This is a genomic window from Pseudomonas sp. Pseusp21 (assembly GCF_059492145.1).
Window position 1 is genome coordinate 6,188,448 of record NZ_CP168520.1, and the last position, 18,385, is coordinate 6,206,832.

Consider the following 18,385-nt stretch of genomic DNA (forward strand, 5'->3'; position numbering starts at 1 on the left):
ACAGGTCTGCCTGGATAGTGTTAATGGGCCACGATTGTAAGCGTTCCCCCAATGGGCTGCTATTTTCACTCACCGGATATTCCATTTTCAGGCGGAGGTGTCCCATGGACCGATTGACCGGCGGTTGTCTGTGCGGCGAGGTGCGGATCGAGGCGTCGGGGCGACCCTACAGGGTTGGCGTTTGCCATTGTCTTGACTGCCGCAAACACCAGGGCGCGCTGTTTGCCGCGTCGGCGATCTTTCCCGAGGATGCTGTGACGATCAGCGGTGAAACCCGTGACTATGCGGGGCGGCATTTCTGTCCGCGCTGTGGCTCGTCGGTGTTCGGCCGCAGCGGCGATGAAGTCGAGGTCAATCTCGGCGCGCTGGATGCACCGGATCAATTCCAGCCCACGTACGAGCTGTGGACGGTGCGTCGCGAGTCGTGGCTACCGGCCTTTCCATTGGCCAGACACTACGTGCGCGATCGTGAGAGAACGGGGCGAACCGAAGAATAGCCGGGGTCAGGCAGGGCGCCTGACCCCGGCGGGTATGATCAGCCGCGAATGAACGCCAGCAGATCCGCGTTGATCGTCGCAGCCTCGGTGGTCGGCATCCCGTGGGGGAAGCCCGGATAGATCTTCAGCGTGCTGTTTTTCAGCAGTTTCGCCGACAGCACGCCGGCGTTCTCATAGGGCACGATCTGGTCGTCGTCGCCGTGCATGACCAGCACCGGAATCGAGATGCTTTTGAGGTCAGCGGTGAAGTCGGTCTGGGAAAAGGCAACGATGCCGTCGTAGTGCGCCTTGGCGCTGCCGATCATGCCTTGGCGCCACCAGTTCGCAATGATCCCTTCCGATGGCTTGGCGCCGGGGCGGTTGTAGCCGTAGAACGGCCCGCTGGGCACGTCGCGATAGAACTGCGCACGATTGGCTGCCAGTTGCGCCTGAAGATCGTCGAACACCGACTTGGGCAAACCACCGGGGCTGCTGTCGGTTTTCACCATCAGCGGTGGCACGGCGCTGATGATCGCGGCTTTCGATACCCGATCCTCGCCATGCCGGGCGATGTAGTGAATCACTTCGCCGCCACCGGTGGAGTGGCCCACATGCACGGCTTTCTGCGTCCCCAGATGATTGACTACCGCCGCCACATCGTCGGCGTAGTGATCCATGTCGTGACCGTCCCAGACCTGGCTGGAACGCCCGTGACCCCGTCGATCATGGGCCACGACCCGGAACCCCTGCGCCAGGAAGAACAGCATTTGCGCATCCCAGTCGTCCGCGCTCAGCGGCCAGCCGTGGTGGAAGTGAATGACCGGGGCGTCCTTGGGCCCCCAGTCCTTGTAGAAGATTTCGACGCCGTCTTTCGTTGTGACAAATCCCATGTTCGCGACTCCTGGAAAGTGTGAAAGGGCAGTTCTTGCGGTGACAAGCGGTATCAACTGTAGGAGCAAAAACGACACCCTGATCGATGATTTTCCGAACGGTGCCAGATGACCGGTGGTCGCGGCGGCTGGTCGTCGGGTCAAAATGCGCTTAGCTGAAAGGGATAAGCCGAGGCGCGCACCGCCAACGATGGCCGTAGCAGCGCCCTTCAGAACACTGTGAGTCTGAGGAAGTCCCCGATGCTGACCTTGAACATCAATGGCAAGGATCAGGAGCTCGATGTCCCCGCGGACATGCCGTTGCTCTGGGTCCTGCGCGATGTCGCGCACCTGACCGGTACCAAATTCGGATGCGGCATGGCCCAGTGCGGTGCCTGCACCGTGCACGTCGATGGCGCACCGTTGCGCTCGTGTATCACCCCGGCCACGGCTGTCGCCCATGGCCAGAAAATCTTGACCATCGAAGGTTTGTCGAGCGACGGTTCGCACCCGGTGCAGCAGGCCTGGGCCGAACTGGACGTGGTGCAATGCGGCTACTGTCAGTCCGGGCAGATCATGTCCGCCGCCGCGTTGCTGGCGAAAATTCCCAAACCCACCGACAGCGATATCGATCAGGCGCTCTCCGGCAACATCTGCCGCTGCGGCACCTATCCAAGAATCCGCGCGGCGGTCAAACGTGCTGCCGACATCGGCTGAACGAGGGGAGGTGGGTGATGAACAGTCCTGTATCCCGTCGCGGATTTCTCAAGGGCAGCGCCGTGCTTGGCGGTGGTCTGGTGGTGGCGTTCGTGGTGCCTGGCGGCAACCGGTTCGCCATGGCGGCCGAGAACGAAGGCAAGGTCTTTGCGCCGAACGCATTCCTGCGGATTGCGGCGGACAACAGCGTCACCGTGCTGCTCGGCCATTCGGAAATGGGCCAGGGCATCTGGACCGGCCTGACCATGTTGATCGCCGAAGAACTGGACGCCGATTGGTCGAAGATTCGCGTTGAGCACTCGCCAGCCTCGGCAGCCGATTACGGCATGCCCGGGTTCGGTGGGATGCAGATTACCGGCGGATCGACCTCGACCTGGATGGAATTCGACCGCTACCGGCTCGCCGGCGCCACCGCGCGGCAGATGCTGATCGAAGCGGCGGCCAAGCGTTTCAATGTGGCACCGTCGACGATTCGCACCGAATCCGGCGTGGTGATTGCCGGCGACAACCGCGCCACCTATGGCGAACTGGCGGACGCCGCCGGGCAACTGCCGGTGCCGGATCCGAAGTCGATCACCTTTAAAGAAGCCAAGGACTGGAAAGTCATCGGCAAACCCACCAAACGCCTCGACACCCCGGAAAAAATCACCGGTCGCGCCAAATTCGGCATGGACGTGCAGTTCGACGGATTGATGACCGCGATGGTCGCGCGGGCGCCGGCGTTCGGCGCCACGGTGAAATCCTTTGAAGGCGCTGAGGCGTTGGCGATCCCCGGCGTGCACAAAGTGGTGCAAGTGCCGACCGGTGTGGCGGTGGTCGCCGAGCATTACTGGGCGGCGAAGCTCGGTCGCGATGCGTTGAAGGTCGATTGGGACCTGGGGCCGAACGCTGATCTGAGCAGTGAAAAGTTGTTGGCGAGTTTCCGCAAACTGGCGGCCACGCCGGGCACCTCGGCGGCGCAGGCCGGCGATGCCAAGGGCAATTTCGGCAAGGCAGCGAAGAAGATCGACGTCGAATACAGCGTGCCGTACCTGGCCCACGCGCCGATGGAGCCGCTGAACTGCACGGTGAAGATCAGCGCCGACAAGTGCGAGATCTGGACCGGCACCCAGTTCCAGACGCTGGATCAGATGGTTGCCGGCAAGATCACCGGGCTCAAGCCGGAGCAGGTCGAGATTCACACCGAATTCCTTGGCGGCGGTTTCGGCCGGCGAGCCAACCCGACCTCGGACTTTGTCGCCGAAGCGGTGCAAGTGGCCAAGGCAGCTGCGATGCCGGTGAAAACCGTGTGGTCGCGCGAAGACGATATTCGCGGTGGTTACTACCGTTCGATGTTTCTGCATCAGGCGAAGATCGGCCTCGGCGCCGACGGCCTGCCGCTGGCCTGGCAGCATGTGCTGGTCGGGCAATCGATCATGGCCGGCACCATGCTTGAGAAAACCATGGTCAAGAACGGCGTCGACCAGACCTCGGTCGAGGGCGTTTCCGACAGCCCGTACATCAAGGGCCTGGCCCATCATCAGGTTGATCTGCACTCGCCGACCACCGGGATCAACGTGCTCTGGCTGCGTTCGGTGGGCCATAGCCATACCGCGTTTGTCATGGAATCGCTGATCGATGAAATGGCCACGGCGGCGGGCAAGGATCCGGTGGAGTACCGACGAACGCTGCTCAAGGATCATGCCCGGCATCTCGGCGTGTTGAACCTGGCGGTGGAGAAGGCCAACTGGAAAGCGCCGCTGCCGGACGGCCATGCGCTGGGCGTGGCGGTGCATGAGTCGTTCGGCAGTTATGTGGCGCAGGTGGCGGAGGTGTCCCAGGACAATCTGGCGATCCGCGTGCATCGCGTGGTGTGCGCGGTGGACTGCGGGATTGCGGTCAACCCGCAGAGCATCGCGGCGCAGATGGAGTCGTGCATCACCTTCGGCCTGGGCATGGCGCTGCACAGCAAACTGACGCTCAAGGACGGCCATGTCGTGCAGTCCAACTATCACGACTATCAGGTGTTGCGGCTCAATGAAATGCCGCTGGTCGAGGTACACATCGTGCCGAGCAGCGAGAAACCCGGCGGCATCGGCGAGGCCGGTGTGCCGCCCACGGCGCCAGCGGTGGCCAACGCGGTGTTCGCCCTGACCGGGCAGCGCCTGCGGGAACTGCCGCTGCAAATGTCGGGGGTGTGAGATGAAACGACATCTGTTGTTGGGCACGGTGATTCTGCTTGGGCTGGGCGGCTACGCGTCGGATCTGTTTGCCGACGATCAGGACGCCTTGAAAGCTTTCGGCACGGTCCAGAAAGTCTTCCAGAGCCCGCGCTGCCAGAACTGCCACATTCCCGGCGATTCGCCGTTGCAGTTCGACGCCGGCATCCCCCACGCGATGAACGTGGTACGCGGCATGGACGGCAAGGGCGCCGCCGGTTTGCCCTGCGCCACCTGCCACGCTGAAAGCAATCCGCCGGCCAGTTACGGCCCCCATGCGCCACCGGGCGCGCCGCACTGGAGCCTGCCGCCGGCCGCCCACAAAATGGCCTGGATCGGTCTGCCGCCGGATCGTTTGTGCGCAATGATCAAGGATCGCGCCAGCAACGGTGACCGGGATTTCGCCGCGCTGATCAAACACGTCAGCGAGGACAAACTGGTGCTCTGGGGCTGGAATCCCGGGGCAGGGCGCGCGCCGGTGCCGGTGCCGCACGATATCTTCGTGACCCAGTTCAAACTCTGGGCCGATGCGGGCGGGCCGTGTCCGGTGGCCGGTGGATGAGAGGTTGAGTCATCGCTGATTCGGGCTACGCTCAACTGCATCGAAGACAAAGGAGTGTGTGATGCTGGTACCCGGCAAACCCGCCAATGAAGCTGTCCGAGTTCAAGTGCTGCATGATTTGAAATTGCTCGATTCCGCACCGGAAGAGCGCTTCGACCGGCTGACGCGACTGGCCAAGCGGCTGTTCAACGTGCCGATCGCGCTGGTCACGCTGGTGGACAAGGATCGGCAGTGGTTCAAGTCCTGCGTGGGCCTGGGCGTCACTGAAACCCCACGGGATGTCTCGTTCTGCGCTCATGCGATTCTTCAGGACGAACTGCTGCTGGTGCCTGACGCCCGCGAGGACGAGCGCTTTCACGACAATCCGCTGGTGATCGGTGATCCGAACATCCGGTTCTACGCCGGTTATCCGCTGACCGTACCCAGCGGCAACAAGATGGGCACCTTGTGCCTGATCGACACCAAACCCCGCGATCTCGACGAAGAGGAGCGCGCCCTGCTGCGCGATCTGGCGGGTATGGCCGAGCAGGAACTGATGGCCGTGCAGATGGCGAGCATGGACGAGCTGACGCTGCTGTCCAACCGTCGCGGCTTCAAGATGCTGGCCCAGCACGCGCTGGACGCCTGCGCACGCCTGGAAAAACCGGCGACGCTGCTGTTTTTCGACCTCAATGATTTCAAGCAGATCAACGACCTTTATGGGCATGCCGAGGGCGACAGTGCGCTCAAGACTTTCGCCGATGTGCTGCGCATCGCCTTTCGCGAGAGCGATGTAGTGGGACGGCTAGGCGGTGATGAGTTCGTGGCGTTGCTGACCGGCTCGAGCCATGTCGAAACCACGGCGATCATGGCGCGACTCAAGGAAATCCTCGAAGAACGCAATGCCACGTTGCACCGCGGCTACGCGATTCGCTTCAGCGTCGGCCAGATCGAATACAACCCGCAGCGCCATGACACCGTGGATAAGCTGTTGGCGGACGCGGATGAGGCGATGTATGCGCACAAGCAGGCTTTGAAGCGTTGTTAGTGCTGGCGTCATCGCAAGCAGGCTCGCTCCCACAGCAGGCTTATTTCAAGTTGTATGCGCGGCTTCCTGCGAGGCGTTCTCCGGCGCCAGGTGAATCACCAATTGATGAGCAAAGAAATTGAAGTCGGCAGGTGTTTGAAAATTGTCTGCACGCAGAAGACTGGCGCCTCAATAGTCGGATGGCCGGTGGATTGCATTGCTATTCAACGAAAGTCAACTGGCATATTTGACAGTGGTTTTTGGCAAGGATCAAAGCTAAGGTCGGTATGGTCAAATTGAACATTCCGCGTTGTAGGGAGAGCGCTCTCGCTATATCTCAGGCAGGAATATAGCCGCTGAGGGAGTTGCCATGAATGTGCCCATCAATTCACAGCAGACATCTGGAGAGTTAGACGTACTTTTTGCCAATCAGGGAAAAATAGAGGCAGGTGAGGGGGCATGTTTCAGTGTCGCAAACATAGGCACAGACAAGCTGCTTTATGTAATCAGTGCCGACAATAATTCAGTGCGGATAAACCAAGCCAGGGCTGACGGTTCCGACGACCCTGTGTTCACCTCTTTCGACTGGTCATTCCTTAAAACTGGAAATTGTGCGGCGTCCAGCATTCTGATTCAACCCGACGGCAAGTTCCTGGTCGTAGGTGAAGTCGGCCCAAGTTTTGGCAGGTTGGCAGCGATTTCACGATTCAATTCTTCAGGAAGCTCGGATCTGGTTTTCGGAACAAAGAACTTTCCTTTGCCTGTTGATCCTCTTCCTCCAGGTCATAGCGTTGTCACTGATATTGCAGAGGGATGCATTCTTGCCGACGGGGTAGTCTTGCTGGTGCAAAGTTTCACTGAGGCTGATTCGGCTGGCGGAACTGTTGATCGAGTGGGGGTTGTCCGCTGTTATGACACGGGTGGTAATCCTGATTTGAGCTTTGGCGTTGCCGGCAAACTTGAGGTGAGATTCAAAGGCGAGTACTCACAAGTCGAAGGCATCGCCGCGTTGCCGGATGGAGGATTTGTTCTGTTGGGATCAATCAAACGTATATCTGACAACCAAATTCATTCCAGGGCTGTCCTGGCCAGCTATAACCGGGATGGAACACCGAAAACAACCTTCGCTGACAAGGGGGTCTGGGAATACGACCAAGAAAGTCAGTTCGGCAGGCTGGCGGTGAGCGGCAATAAAATTGTCATGAGTACTATGGTTGGTATCGCCAATGGTGAAAAACGCCTCGCGATCCTGCGATTCGAGCGTAACGGCGTGCTTGATCCGACCTTCAACAATGGTGCGCCTCGTTTGGTGGATCTGGACCCGAGATACATTGTCATTGGAGGTGTTGTTGTGCAGGCGGATGAAAAGATTGTTGTAACGGGACATTCAGGTGCTCGTGGCTCACAGATGTATTGTTTGCGACTTCTTGAAAATGGGCAGCCCGATACCGGGTTCGGTAACGGTGGCATTGCTCAGCGGCTCGAGGGGCGTATGCGCGACTGCGTTATTCAAAACAATACCAGCCGAATCATTATTGCCACCGATGAACACTCATCGGATGGCACACCGGAAGCAAAAGTGTTTGGTGTTTTAGGTTGATTGTTTCGTGTTCCAAGGCCTGCTCGACCAGAGAGGGGTCAAGCAACGAGTCCAATCCCTAGAGGGAATCGGGAGTCGAGACGAAGTTGTGGGTCAGCTCCAATGCCCGAGCCAAACGCATAAAAAAATCCGATGCCTATTCAGGCATCGGACTTTGATTTCTTGCGGCCAAGGGTCAAGCAACGAGGCTTAACTGATTGGCATTCGCCAGAGCAGGCGGTTTTTATCGCCTAGCCGAAGATCACTCTTCAATGTTGCCCATGGCGGTGGTGTTGAAGCCGCCGTCCACGTACATGATTTCACCGCTGATGCCCGACGCCAGGTCGGAGCACAGGAAGGCGCCGGCGTTGCCGACTTCTTCGATGGTGACGTTGCGGCGCAGCGGGGTTTGCGCTTCGTTGGCGGCCAGCATCTTGCGGAAGTTCTTGATGCCGGAAGCGGCCAGGGTGCGGATCGGGCCGGCCGATACGCAGTTGACGCGGGTGCCGTCCGGGCCCAGGGAGCCGGCCAGGTAACGTACGCCGGCTTCCAGCGAAGCCTTGGCCATGCCCATCACGTTGTAGTTCGGCATGGTGCGCTCGGCGCCCAGGTAGGACAGGGTCAGCAGGCTGCCGTTGCGGCCTTTCATCATTTCGCGACCGGCTTTGGCCAGGGCCACGAAGCTGTAGGCGCTGATGTCGTGAGCGATGCGGAAGCCTTCACGGGTGGTGGCTTCGGTGAAGTCGCCGTCCAGTTGGTCGCCCGGGGCGAAGCCGACGGAGTGCACGATGCAGTCCAGGCCGTCCCACTTCTTGCTCAGTTCTTCGAAGACCTTGGCGATTTCTTCATCGCTGGCCACGTCGCACGGGAAGCACAGCTCAGGGCTCGAACCCCAGCCCTGTGCGAACTCTTCGACGCGACCTTTCAGTTTGTCGTTCTGATAAGTGAAGGCAAGCTCAGCGCCCTCGCGATGCATGGCGGCAGCGATGCCGGATGCGATGGACAGCTTGCTGGCGACACCGACGATCAGTACGCGCTTACCGGCGAGAAAACCCATGTGTTGCTCCTCTTTCAGGTTATTGCGCAGTGGCTGGTGCCAGGAAAGCGGCCTCCAGCAACTGCTGTGTATACGGATGTTGGGGGGCGGCAAAGATACTTTGCGCGTCTCCCTGTTCGACCACTTGGCCATGCTTGACCACCATCAGCTGGTGGCTCAGCGCTTTCACAACAGCCAGGTCATGGCTGATGAACAAATACGTCAGGTTGTACTTGGCTTGCAGTGAACGCAACAGCTCCACCACTTGCCGCTGCACCGTCCGGTCGAGCGCCGAGGTCGGCTCGTCCAGCAGGATCAGCGCCGGTTTGAGCACCAGGGCCCGGGCTATGGCAATCCGCTGCCGCTGCCCACCGGAAAATTCGTGGGGGTAGCGGTGCCGGGTTTCCGGATCCAGACCTACCTCCTTCAAAGCCGCAATAATCGCCGCTTCCTGCTCGGCGGCAGTGCCCATCCTGTGGATCCGCAGGCCTTCGCCAACGATGTCATTCACGCACATCCGCGGGCTCAGGCTGCCGAACGGGTCCTGAAACACCACCTGCATCTCCCGGCGCAACGGCCGGACTTCGCTCTGCGTCAGGCAGTCTAGCTGCTTGCCCTCAAAACGGATCCCGCCTTGGCTGCCGATCAATCGCAGGATCGCCAGACCCAGGGTGGATTTACCGGAACCGCTTTCCCCCACGATCCCTAGGGTCTGACCCTGGGGCAGGCTGAAATTGATGCCGTCCACTGCCTTGACGTGATCCACCGTGCGCTTGAGCAGGCCTTTCTTGATCGGGAACCAGACTTTCAGATCCTCGACCTCAAGCAGCGGCGCCCCGATTTTATTGCTCGCCGGGCCTCCGCTGGGCTCCGCGCCAAGCAGTTCCCGAGTGTACGGATGCTGCGGCGAACGGAACAGCTCTTCGCACGATGCCTGTTCGACGATGCAACCGCGCTGCATGACACATACACGATGCGCAATTCTTCGCACGAGGTTCAAATCGTGACTGATCAGTAACAGCGCCATGCCCAATCGAGCCTGCAATTCCTTGAGCAGGTCGAGGATTTTCAGCTGAACGGTCACGTCCAGCGCAGTGGTCGGTTCGTCGGCAATCAGCAGTTCCGGCTCGTTGGCCAAGGCCATGGCGATCATCACCCGCTGACGCTGGCCGCCAGACAATTCGTGGGGCAGGGCCTTGAGGCGCTTGTGCGGCTCGGGGATGCCGACCATCTCCAGCAACTCCAGCGTACGCTTGGTCGCGACCTTGCCGGTCAGGCCCTTGTGGATGCCCAGCACCTCGTTGATCTGCTTCTCGATCGAGTGCAGCGGGTTGAGCGAGGTCATCGGCTCCTGAAAAATCATCGCGATCCGGTTGCCACGGATATGACGAATGGTCTTTTCACTCAGCTCCAGCAGGTTCTGCCCGGAATAATTGATGCTGCCGGCCGGATGCCGCGCCAGCGGGTAGGGCAGCAGGCGCAGGATCGAATGCGCCGTCACCGACTTGCCCGAGCCTGACTCGCCCACCAGCGCCAGGGTTTCGCCGCGCTTGATGTCGAAACTCACGCCTTCGACCACCCGTTGCACGCGATCACCGATGCCGAATTCGACGGCCAGGTCGCGGATTTCGATCAGATTGTCCTGATTCATGTCACTTCCTCGGGTCGAAGGCATCGCGAGCGGACTCGCCGATGAACACCAGCAAACTCAACATCAGCGCCAGCACCGCAAACGCGCTCATGCCCAGCCACGGCGCCTGCAGGTTGGATTTGCCCTGGGCCACCAGTTCACCCAGCGACGGGCTGCCGGCCGGCAAGCCGAAACCGAGGAAGTCCAGGGCGGTGAGGGTGCCGATGGCGCCGGTCAGGATGAAGGGCATGAAGGTCATGGTCGAAACCATCGCGTTAGGCAGGATGTGGCGGAACATGATCGCGCCGTTCTGCATGCCCAGCGCCCGGGCCGCACGCACGTATTCGAGGTTGCGCCCGCGCAGGAACTCCGCGCGCACCACGTCCACCAGGCTCATCCACGAGAACAACAGCATGATGCCCAGCAGCCACCAGAAGTTCGGCTGGACGAAACTGGCGAGGATGATCAGCAGGTACAGCACCGGCAACCCCGACCAGATCTCCAGAAAGCGCTGGCCGGCCAGATCGACCCAGCCGCCATAGAAACCCTGCAAGGCGCCGGCGATCACGCCGATGATCGAGCTGAGCACGGTCAGGGTCAGGGCGAACAGCACCGAGACCCGGAAACCGTAGATCACTCGCGCCAGCACATCGCGGCCCTGATCGTCGGTGCCCAGCAGGTTGTCCGCCGACGGCGGCGCGGGGGCCGGGACTTTCAGGTCGTAGTTGATGCTCTGGTAGCTGAACGGAATCGGCGCCCACAGCACCCACGCGTCCTTGGCCTTGAGCAGTTCGCGGATGTACGGGCTCTTGTAGTTGGCTTCCAGCGGGAATTCGCCGCCGAAGGTGGTTTCCGGATAACGCTTGATCGCCGGGAAGTACCAGTTGTTGTCGTAGTGCACCACCAAAGGCTTGTCGTTGGCGATCAGTTCGGCACCGAGGCTCAGGCCGAACAGGATCAGGAACAGCCACAGCGACCACCAGCCGCGCTTGTTGGCCTTGAACAGTTCGAAGCGCCGGCGGTTGAGAGGGGACAGGTTCATCTCAATGCTCCCGGCTGGCAAAGTCGATACGCGGATCGACGAGGGTGTAGGTGAGGTCGCCGATCAGTTTCACCACCAGCCCCAGCAGGGTGAAGATGAACAGGGTGCCGAACACCACCGGGTAATCGCGGTTGATCGCCGCTTCGAAACTCATCAGGCCGAGGCCGTCGAGGGAGAAGATCACTTCCACCAGCAGGGAACCTGTGAAGAAGATGCCGATGAACGCCGACGGGAACCCGGCGATCACCAGCAGCATTGCGTTGCGGAACACGTGGCCGTAGAGCACGCGATTGCGGGTCAGGCCCTTGGCCTTGGCGGTGACCACGTACTGTTTGTTGATTTCGTCGAGGAAGCTGTTTTTGGTCAGCAAAGTCATGGTCGCGAAGTTGCCGATCACCAGCGCCGTCACCGGCAGCGCCAGGTGCCAGAAGTAATCGAGGACCTTGCCGCCCAGGCTCAGCTCATCGAAGTTGTTCGAGGTCAGGCCGCGTAAAGGAAACCAGTCCAGATAACTGCCACCGGCAAACACCACGATCAGCAGAATCGCAAACAGGAACGCCGGAATCGCATAACCGACGATGATCGCTGAACTGGTCCAGACGTCGAAATGACTGCCGTGCCGCGTGGCCTTGGCGATCCCCAGCGGGATCGACACCAGGTACATGATCAGCGTGCTCCACAGCCCGAGGGAGATCGATACCGGCATCTTCTCCTTGATCAGGTCGATGACCTTGGCGTCGCGGAAAAAACTGTCGCCGAAATCCAGCCGGGCGTAGTTCTTGACCATGATCCACAGACGTTCCGGGGCCGACTTGTCGAACCCGTACATCTTTTCGATTTCCTTGATCAGCGCCGGGTCCAGGCCCTGCGCACCGCGATAGGAGGAACCGGCCACCGACACTTCGGCACCGCCACCGGCGATGCGGCTGGTGGCGCCTTCGAAGCCTTCGAGCTTGGCGATCATCTGTTCCACCGGCCCGCCGGGCGCGGCCTGGATGATCACGAAGTTGATCAGCAGAATGCCGAACAGGGTCGGGATGATCAGCAGCAGTCGCCGAAAAATGTACGCCAGCATCTGATTACTCCGTGCCCACAGGGTCGGCTTGCAGTTGGGTTTCGACTTCTACCGCAGGTTTCGCATCGGGTTTGATCCACCAGGTGTTAATGCCGATGTCGTACTTGGGGGAGACTTTTGGGTGGCCGATGTGGTTCCAGTACGCCACGCGCCAGGTCTTGATGTGCCAGTTCGGGATCACGTAGTAGCCCCATTGCAGCACGCGGTCCAGAGCGCGGGCGTGGGCCACCAGGCTTTTGCGCGAGTCGGCGTTGATCAGGTTTTCCACCAGATGGTCGACCACGGGGTCCTTGAGGCCCATTGAATTGCGGCTGCTGGACTTATCGGCGGCGGCGCTCATCCAGAACTCACGCTGTTCGTTACCCGGCGAGTTGGACTGCGGGAAGCTGCCGACGATCATGTCGAAATCCCGCGAACGCACGCGATTGACGTATTGCGAGACGTCGACGCGGCGGATCACCAGATCGATGCCCAGATCGCTGAGGTTGCGCTTGAACGGCAACAACACGCGCTCGAATTCGGTTTGCGCCAGCAGGAATTCGATGGCTACCGGTTTGCCAGTGGCGTCGACCATTTTGTCGTCGACGATTTTCCAGCCGGCCTCTTGCAGCAGTTGATACGCCTCGCGCTGTTGCGTGCGGATCATGCCGCTGGCGTCGGTTTTCGGATTCTCGAAGGCTTCGCTGAACACCTGCGCCGGCAGCTTGCTGCGGAACGGGTCGAGGATTGCCACCTGTTCTGCATCCGGCAGGCCGGTGGCGGCCATTTCCGAGTTTTCAAAATAACTGCGGGTGCGCGCATAAGCGCCGTTGAACAGTTGCTTGTTGGTCCATTCGAAGTCGAACAGCAGGCCGAGGGCCTGGCGTACCCGCACGTCCTGAAATACCGGACGGCGCAGATTGAAGACGAAGCCCTGCATGCCGGTCGGGTTGCTGTTGGCAATCTGTTCCTTGATCAGCCGCCCTTCGGTCACTGCCGGCACGTTGTAGGCATTGGCCCAGTTTTTCGCGGCCATTTCCAGCCAATAGTCGAATTGCCCGGCCTTCAACGCTTCCAGCGCGACGGTATTGTCGCGGTAATAGTCGGTGGTCATCACATCGAAGTTGTAGAAACCGCGATTGACCGGCAGGTCCTTGCCCCAGTAGTCCTTTACCCGCTCGTAACGCACCGAACGCCCGGCCTTCACTTCGGTGACCTTGTACGGGCCGCTGCCCAACGGGATTTCCAGGTTGCCCTTGTTGAAATCACGCTCGGCCCACCAATGTTTCGGCAGCACCGGCAACTGGCCGAGGATCAGCGGCAGTTCGCGGTTGTTGGTGTGCTTGAACTTGAACAGCACCTTGAGCGGATCTTCGGCGATTACCTCCTCAACGTCGGCGTAGTAACCGCGATACATCGGCGCGCCTTCCTTGGTCAGGGTCTGGAAGCTGAACACCACGTCGTCGGCGCGTACCGGGTGGCCGTCGTGAAACTTCGCTTCGGGACGCAGGTAGAAGCGCACCCAGCTGTTGTCCGGGGCTTTTTCGATCTTGCTGGCGATCAGGCCGTATTCGGTGAACGGCTCGTCGAGGCCCTGTTTGGCCAGGGTGTCGTAGATCAGGCCGATATCGTCCGCCGGCACGCCTTTGCTGATGAACGGGTTGAGGCTGTCGAAACCGCCGAAGCCGGCCTGGCGGAAGATCCCGCCCTTGGGTGCGTCGGGGTTCACGTAATCGAAGTGTTTGAAGTCGGCGGGGTATTTCGGCGGCTCGTTGTACAGGGTCACGGCGTGTTGCGGGGCGGCACAAGCCAGCCCGGCGAACAGCAGACCGCTGGCCTGCACAAGCAGGGCGCGGATAGGCTTCATCGATCTTTCTCCGAAGATTTCAGCCACCACGCGCTCAGGCCCAGGGTGTAGGGCGGCGTAGTGACGAAGGCGAACCGGTTGCGGTACGCCAGACGGTGATAATTGAGGTACCAGTTGGGAATGCTGTAGTGCTGCCAGAGCAGCACGCGGTCCAGCGCCTTGCCGGCGGCGACCTGTTCATCGCGGGTTTGCGCGGCGAGCAAGTGTTCAAGCAGATGATCGACCACCGGATTGGCGATGCCCGCGTAATTCTTGCTGCCCTTGACGTTTACCTGGCTGGAGTGGAAGTACTGCCATTGTTCCAGGCCCGGGCTTAAGGTCTGGCCCAGCGTCATCGAGATCATGTCGAAATCAAATTGATCGAGGCGCTGTTTGTACTGCGCGCGATCGACGGTGCGCAGGCGCGCCTCGATGCCGATACTGTTGAGGTTCTCGATGTACGGCTGATAGAGACGCTCCAGGCTGGGATTGACCAGCATTAGCTCGAAGCGCAGCGGCTGGCCGGCGGCGTTCTGCAGGCGCTGGCCGTTGAGCTTCCAGCCGGCCTCGGCCAGCAACGCCAGGGCTTTACGCATGGTTTCCCGGGGGATGCCGCGCCCGTCGGTCTGCGGCAGCGTGAATGGTTCGGTGAACAGACGCGCCGGCAGTTGATCCTTGTACGGCTTGAGCATCAGCCATTCATGGCCGACCGGCAGGCCGACGGCGCTGAACTCGCTGTTGGGGTAGTAGCTGGTGGTGCGCTTGTAGGCGTCGCTGAACAGCGCGCGGTTGGTCCATTCGAAATCGAACATCAGGCCGAGGGCTTCGCGGGTCTTGACGTCAGCGAAGGTCGCGCGCCGGGTGTTCATGAACAGACCCTGGCTCTGGGTCGGGATCTGGTGCGGGATCTGCGCCTTGATCACGTCGCCACGGCGCACGGCCGGGAAGTTGTAGCCATTGGCCCAGTTCTTCGCCTGATGCTCGATATAGATGTCGAACTCGCCAGCCTTGAACGCTTCGAAGGCCACATCGCTGTCGCGGTAGAACTCGACTTCCATGCGATCGAAGTTGTATTTGCCGCGATTGACTGGCAGGTCCTTGCCCCAGTAGTCCTTGACTCGCTCGAATATCAGCTGCCGCCCCGGCGTGACCGAGGTGATGCGGTAAGGCCCGCTGCCCAGTGGGGGCTCGAAGGTGGTGGCCTTGAAGTCGCGGCCCTTCCAGTAATGCTGGGGCAGCACCGGCAATTCACCGAGGCGCAGGATCAGCAACGGATTGCCGCTGCGCTTGAGCACAAACCGGATGCGCTGCGGGTTGAGGATGTCGACGCGCAGCACTTCCTGAAGGGCGGTGCGGTACAGCGGGTGACCTTCCTTGAGCAGCAAGCGATAGGAGAACGCCACGTCGTAAGCGGTGATCGGCGTGCCGTCGTGGAAGCGCGCTTGCGGGCGCAGGTTGAACACCACCCAGCTGCGATCTTCGCTGTACTCCACCGACTGGGCGATCAAACCGTAACTGGAGGCCGGTTCGTCACCGGACGGCGCGTATTGCCCGGTGCCGACCATCAGCGGCTCGTTCAGCTCGTTGATGCCGTATTGCAGGAAATTCGCCGTGGTGACCGGGCTGGTGCCCTTGAAGGTGTAGGGGTTGAGCGTATCGAAGGTGCCAAACGCCATCACCCGCAACGTACCGCCCTTGGGCGCTTGCGGGTTGACCCAGTCGAAGTGGGTAAATCTGGCCGGGTACTTGAGCGTGCCGAACTGCGCATAACCGTGGCTTTCGGTGATCGTCGCGCTGACGGGGGAGCTCAAGGCCAGGCTGATCAGGAGCAGGAGGAGGGGACGCTTCAAGTCAGATCCGATCCAGGCGGCTTGGGCTTTGTGGGCCGTACAGTAACAGCTTGTATGGACAGGAAAAAGACAGGGGCTTAATGCGCGGTTAATTGTGGGAGCTGTCTGCGCCGATCTACGGAAATATCAAAAAATGACAGGCGAAAAAAAGCCCCTGAAATTCAGGGGCTCCTGGTCAGTGCGGCTGGTAGACCGTGAGCATCTGCCCAGGTTTGAGCGCCTTGCCGGCGCCCGGATTCCAGCGCTTGAGATGTTGCATCTCGACGTTGAAACGCTTGGCGACCACGTACAGTGTGTCGCCGCGTTTAACCTTGTACTGGGTCTGTTTACCGTCGTCCTTTTCTCTGATCTTGCTGCTGGTCTTGCTGTTGGCTGCGATGACGGTGTTGATGCGCCCGCCACTGCTGCGCGCCGGTGTGCGCTTGCTGGTGTCCTGCATGACCAGGGTCTGGCCGACCTTGAGGTTCTTGCCGGTCAGCTTGTTCCAGCGTTGCAGGTCCTTGACCTCGACCTTGTTGGCCTTGGCGATGGAACCGAGGTTGTCGCCACGCTTGACCCGATAGGCACGCTTGGCCTGGGCGATCTCGCTCGGATCGGCGCCTTCGAACACCGGTTTCAGCGAACGCGGGCTGATCAGTTCGTCAGGACGCATGGTCTGCAGGCTGGCGGTCAGCAACTGCGCCTTCGAGGTCGGCACCAGCAGGTGCTGAGGGCCGTCGATGGTGGTGCGCTGCTTGAACGCCGGGTTGAGCTGGAACAGCTCGTCTTCGTCGATGTTGGCCACCGCCGCGACCTTGGACAGGTCCATGCGCTGGTTGATTTCGACAACCTGGAAATACGGTTCGTTGGCGATCGGGTTGAGGTTCACGCCATAGGCTTCAGGCGTCAGGACCACTTGCGAGAGCGCCAGCAGTTTCGGCACGTAGGCTTGGGTTTCCGCCGGCAGCGGCAGGTTCCAGTAGTCGGTCGGCAGGCCCAGCTTTTCGTTGCGCTCGATGGCGCGGCTGACCGTGCCTTCGCCGGCGTTGTACGCGGCCAGTGCCAGCAACCAGTCACCGTTGAACATGTCGTGCAGGCGGGTCAGGTAGTCCATCGCTGCCGTGGTCGAGGCAGTAATGTCGCGACGGCCATCGTAGAAACGGGTCTGACGCAGGTTGAAATAACGCCCGGTGGACGGGATGAACTGCCAGAGGCCCACCGCGTCGGCCCGGGAATAGGCCATCGGGTTGTAGGCGCTTTCGATGACCGGCAGCAGCGCCAGTTCCAGCGGCATGTTGCGTTCTTCGAGGCGCTCGACGATGTAATGAATGTAGAGGCTGCCGCGTTCGCCGGCGTTTTCGAGGAAGGAAGGGTTACTGGCGAACCACAGGCGCTGTTGCTCGATGCGCGGGTTCACGCCCAGACCTTCCTGCAGCTGGAAACCCCCGCGCATGCGCTCCCAGATGTCCTGAGGCACCTGCGGGCTGGGCTTTTCCGACAACCAGATGGGCTTCTGCTTGGCTCGCGCAGCAATGTTCGGCGTATGTGTCGCTTCAGTCTGCGGAGCATGGCTGGAACAGCCCGCCAGTGTGGCGGACACAGCCACCGCGATGGCTTGCGCCAGGCGGGTCAATGCATCTGAATTGACGGACTTACGTATGGATGACGACATTGGCTGGAAGTAAGTTCCGGGCAAAAATGTCGGGCGATTCTAGAAAGCGCACCCCCTGCGGTCAACCATTCAGAATTTTTGGACCAGGCGGCGAGCCACTCAGAACGTATCTTTCCATGCCCGCAGAGCCGCAAAAACCTCACTCGGCGCCCGGTTTTGAGGGCCGTTCCGTTCGTCCACTTTTTGTGTAACCAATATTTCACCGGTGCGCAAAAACGGGTTTGTGAGCTTTTCCAGCGCAAGGGTCGAGGGCAGTGTCATCACGCCATTCGCACGTTGCTGGCTGACTTTTTCCAGACGGGCGGCGATGTCCCGGTTGCCCGGCTCCACGGCGGCGGCGAATTTCAGGTTGCTCAGGGTGTATTCGTGGGTGCAGTAGACCAGCGTGTCTTCCGGCAGTGCCGCCAGACGGCTTAACGACTGGTGCATCTGTTGCGGCGTGCCTTCGAACAAACGGCCGCAGCCGGCAGCGAACAGGGTATCGCCACAGAACAGCAGGCCATGATGGTAGTAGGCGATGTGTCCCAGGGTGTGGCCGGGAACGGCATGGACGTCGAAGTCCCAGCCGAGCACGCGCACCGTGTCGTTGTCCTTGAGGGCCACGTCGCGCCCCGGAATGCTTTCGCTGGCCGGTCCGTAGACCGTGGCCCCGGTGGCCTTTTTCAGCGTCTCGACGCCGCCGACATGGTCGTGGTGATGGTGAGTGACGAGGATGTCGCCGAGCACCCAGCCCGGATGCGCGTCGAGCCACGCCTGCACGGGGGCGGCATCCCCCGGATCGACCACTGCGCAACGCTGGGTGGCATGATCCTGTAACAACCAGATGTAGTTGTCGGTGAAGGCGGGCAGGGCACTGATCTGTATCATCG

The 18,385-nt window shown here is 60.7% G+C and carries 15 protein-coding genes and 1 pseudogene; 6 read left to right on the top strand and 10 right to left on the bottom strand.

All coding sequences use genetic code 11. The features are described 5' to 3' along the window. The first annotated feature begins 104 nt into the window (after positions 1–104). Positions 105–497 (top strand): GFA family protein, encoded by a 393-nt coding sequence (locus ACEN93_RS28210; protein WP_039770837.1) that lies wholly within the window; start codon positions 105–107, stop codon positions 495–497. Between the two features lie 38 nt (positions 498–535). Here ACEN93_RS28210 and ACEN93_RS28215 read toward each other — a convergent pair whose 3' ends face one another. Next, positions 536–1,366 carry an alpha/beta fold hydrolase gene (locus ACEN93_RS28215; protein ID WP_039770835.1) on the bottom strand — a complete coding sequence of 277 codons (831 nt, stop codon included), beginning with the start codon at positions 1,364–1,366 and terminating at the stop codon, positions 536–538. A gap of 240 nt (positions 1,367–1,606) precedes the next feature. Between ACEN93_RS28215 and ACEN93_RS28220 the strand changes: the two genes are divergently transcribed. From ACEN93_RS28220 to ACEN93_RS28235, 4 genes are all read left to right on the top strand, one after another. Further along, positions 1,607–2,062, top strand: coding sequence for a (2Fe-2S)-binding protein (locus ACEN93_RS28220; RefSeq protein ID WP_007956954.1), 456 nt, complete (start codon positions 1,607–1,609; stop codon positions 2,060–2,062). Positions 2,063–2,079: 17 nt separating this feature from the next. Next, positions 2,080–4,242, top strand: coding sequence for a xanthine dehydrogenase family protein molybdopterin-binding subunit (locus ACEN93_RS28225; RefSeq protein ID WP_210709502.1), 2,163 nt, complete (start codon positions 2,080–2,082; stop codon positions 4,240–4,242). Position 4,243: 1 nt separating this feature from the next. Then, entirely contained in the window at positions 4,244–4,822 is a 579-nt protein-coding gene (locus ACEN93_RS28230) for a hypothetical protein (protein ID WP_064595487.1), read from the top strand. Positions 4,823–4,883: 61 nt separating this feature from the next. Continuing rightward, entirely contained in the window at positions 4,884–5,849 is a 966-nt protein-coding gene (locus ACEN93_RS28235) for a GGDEF domain-containing protein (protein ID WP_495610796.1), read from the top strand. Between the two features lie 51 nt (positions 5,850–5,900). On the opposite strand, the pseudogene ACEN93_RS28240 reads toward ACEN93_RS28235, so the two are convergent. Beyond that, positions 5,901–5,975 (bottom strand): annotated as a pseudogene (locus tag ACEN93_RS28240) (VOC family protein); the annotation flags it as partial. Between the two features lie 223 nt (positions 5,976–6,198). Between ACEN93_RS28240 and ACEN93_RS28245 the strand changes: the two are divergent. Continuing rightward, a complete protein-coding gene (locus tag ACEN93_RS28245; RefSeq protein WP_414881217.1) occupies positions 6,199–7,428 on the top strand; it encodes an NHL repeat-containing protein in 1,230 nt (409 codons plus the stop codon). 241 nt (positions 7,429–7,669) lie between these two features. On the opposite strand, the gene fabI is transcribed toward ACEN93_RS28245, so the two are convergent. The 8 genes from fabI to gloB form a co-directional block, all read right to left on the bottom strand. Beyond that, positions 7,670–8,464 (bottom strand): enoyl-ACP reductase FabI, encoded by a 795-nt coding sequence (gene fabI, locus ACEN93_RS28250; RefSeq protein WP_003202751.1) that lies wholly within the window; start codon positions 8,462–8,464, stop codon positions 7,670–7,672. A 19-nt stretch (positions 8,465–8,483) separates the two neighbouring features. Continuing rightward, positions 8,484–10,094, bottom strand: a complete 1,611-nt coding sequence (locus ACEN93_RS28255) for an ABC transporter ATP-binding protein (RefSeq protein WP_039770818.1) — start codon at positions 10,092–10,094, stop codon at positions 8,484–8,486. 1 nt (position 10,095) lies between these two features. Further along, positions 10,096–11,115, bottom strand: a complete 1,020-nt coding sequence (locus ACEN93_RS28260) for an ABC transporter permease (protein ID WP_007956945.1) — start codon at positions 11,113–11,115, stop codon at positions 10,096–10,098. A 1-nt stretch (position 11,116) separates the two neighbouring features. Beyond that, entirely contained in the window at positions 11,117–12,190 is a 1,074-nt protein-coding gene (locus ACEN93_RS28265) for a microcin C ABC transporter permease YejB (protein WP_289205072.1), read from the bottom strand. Between the two features lie 4 nt (positions 12,191–12,194). Further along, positions 12,195–14,036: an extracellular solute-binding protein gene (locus tag ACEN93_RS28270; RefSeq protein ID WP_103386485.1), complete on the bottom strand. Its 1,842-nt coding sequence runs from the start codon at positions 14,034–14,036 to the stop codon at positions 12,195–12,197. Then, a complete protein-coding gene (locus tag ACEN93_RS28275) occupies positions 14,033–15,865 on the bottom strand; it encodes an extracellular solute-binding protein (RefSeq protein ID WP_103386484.1) in 1,833 nt (610 codons plus the stop codon). The genes ACEN93_RS28270 and ACEN93_RS28275 overlap by 4 nt, the downstream gene beginning before the upstream one ends. A 175-nt stretch (positions 15,866–16,040) precedes the next feature. Then, positions 16,041–17,516, bottom strand: coding sequence for a transglycosylase SLT domain-containing protein (locus ACEN93_RS28280; protein WP_039770809.1), 1,476 nt, complete (start codon positions 17,514–17,516; stop codon positions 16,041–16,043). A 99-nt stretch (positions 17,517–17,615) separates the two neighbouring features. After that, positions 17,616–18,383 (bottom strand): hydroxyacylglutathione hydrolase, encoded by a 768-nt coding sequence (gene gloB / locus ACEN93_RS28285; RefSeq protein ID WP_490840978.1) that lies wholly within the window; start codon positions 18,381–18,383, stop codon positions 17,616–17,618. Positions 18,384–18,385 lie beyond the last annotated feature (2 nt).

Excerpts from the sequence above, each read along its gene's own strand:
- ACEN93_RS28235 (WP_495610796.1), top strand. The coding sequence starts at position 4,884 with ATGCTGGTACCCGGCAAACCCGCCAATGAAGCTGTCCGAGTTCAAGTG.
- gloB (WP_490840978.1), bottom strand. The coding sequence starts at position 18,383 with ATGATACAGATCAGTGCCCTGCCCGCCTTCACCGACAACTACATCTGG.
- ACEN93_RS28270 (WP_103386485.1), bottom strand. The coding sequence starts at position 14,036 with ATGAAGCCTATCCGCGCCCTGCTTGTGCAGGCCAGCGGTCTGCTGTTC.
- ACEN93_RS28280 (WP_039770809.1), bottom strand. The coding sequence starts at position 17,516 with ATGTCGTCATCCATACGTAAGTCCGTCAATTCAGATGCATTGACCCGC.
- ACEN93_RS28210 (WP_039770837.1), top strand. The coding sequence starts at position 105 with ATGGACCGATTGACCGGCGGTTGTCTGTGCGGCGAGGTGCGGATCGAG.
- ACEN93_RS28260 (WP_007956945.1), bottom strand. The coding sequence starts at position 11,115 with ATGAACCTGTCCCCTCTCAACCGCCGGCGCTTCGAACTGTTCAAGGCC.
- ACEN93_RS28265 (WP_289205072.1), bottom strand. The coding sequence starts at position 12,190 with ATGCTGGCGTACATTTTTCGGCGACTGCTGCTGATCATCCCGACCCTG.
- fabI (WP_003202751.1), bottom strand. The coding sequence starts at position 8,464 with ATGGGTTTTCTCGCCGGTAAGCGCGTACTGATCGTCGGTGTCGCCAGC.
- ACEN93_RS28230 (WP_064595487.1), top strand. The coding sequence starts at position 4,244 with ATGAAACGACATCTGTTGTTGGGCACGGTGATTCTGCTTGGGCTGGGC.
- ACEN93_RS28220 (WP_007956954.1), top strand. The coding sequence starts at position 1,607 with ATGCTGACCTTGAACATCAATGGCAAGGATCAGGAGCTCGATGTCCCC.
- ACEN93_RS28225 (WP_210709502.1), top strand. The coding sequence starts at position 2,080 with ATGAACAGTCCTGTATCCCGTCGCGGATTTCTCAAGGGCAGCGCCGTG.
- ACEN93_RS28245 (WP_414881217.1), top strand. The coding sequence starts at position 6,199 with ATGAATGTGCCCATCAATTCACAGCAGACATCTGGAGAGTTAGACGTA.
- ACEN93_RS28255 (WP_039770818.1), bottom strand. The coding sequence starts at position 10,094 with ATGAATCAGGACAATCTGATCGAAATCCGCGACCTGGCCGTCGAATTC.
- ACEN93_RS28215 (WP_039770835.1), bottom strand. The coding sequence starts at position 1,366 with ATGGGATTTGTCACAACGAAAGACGGCGTCGAAATCTTCTACAAGGAC.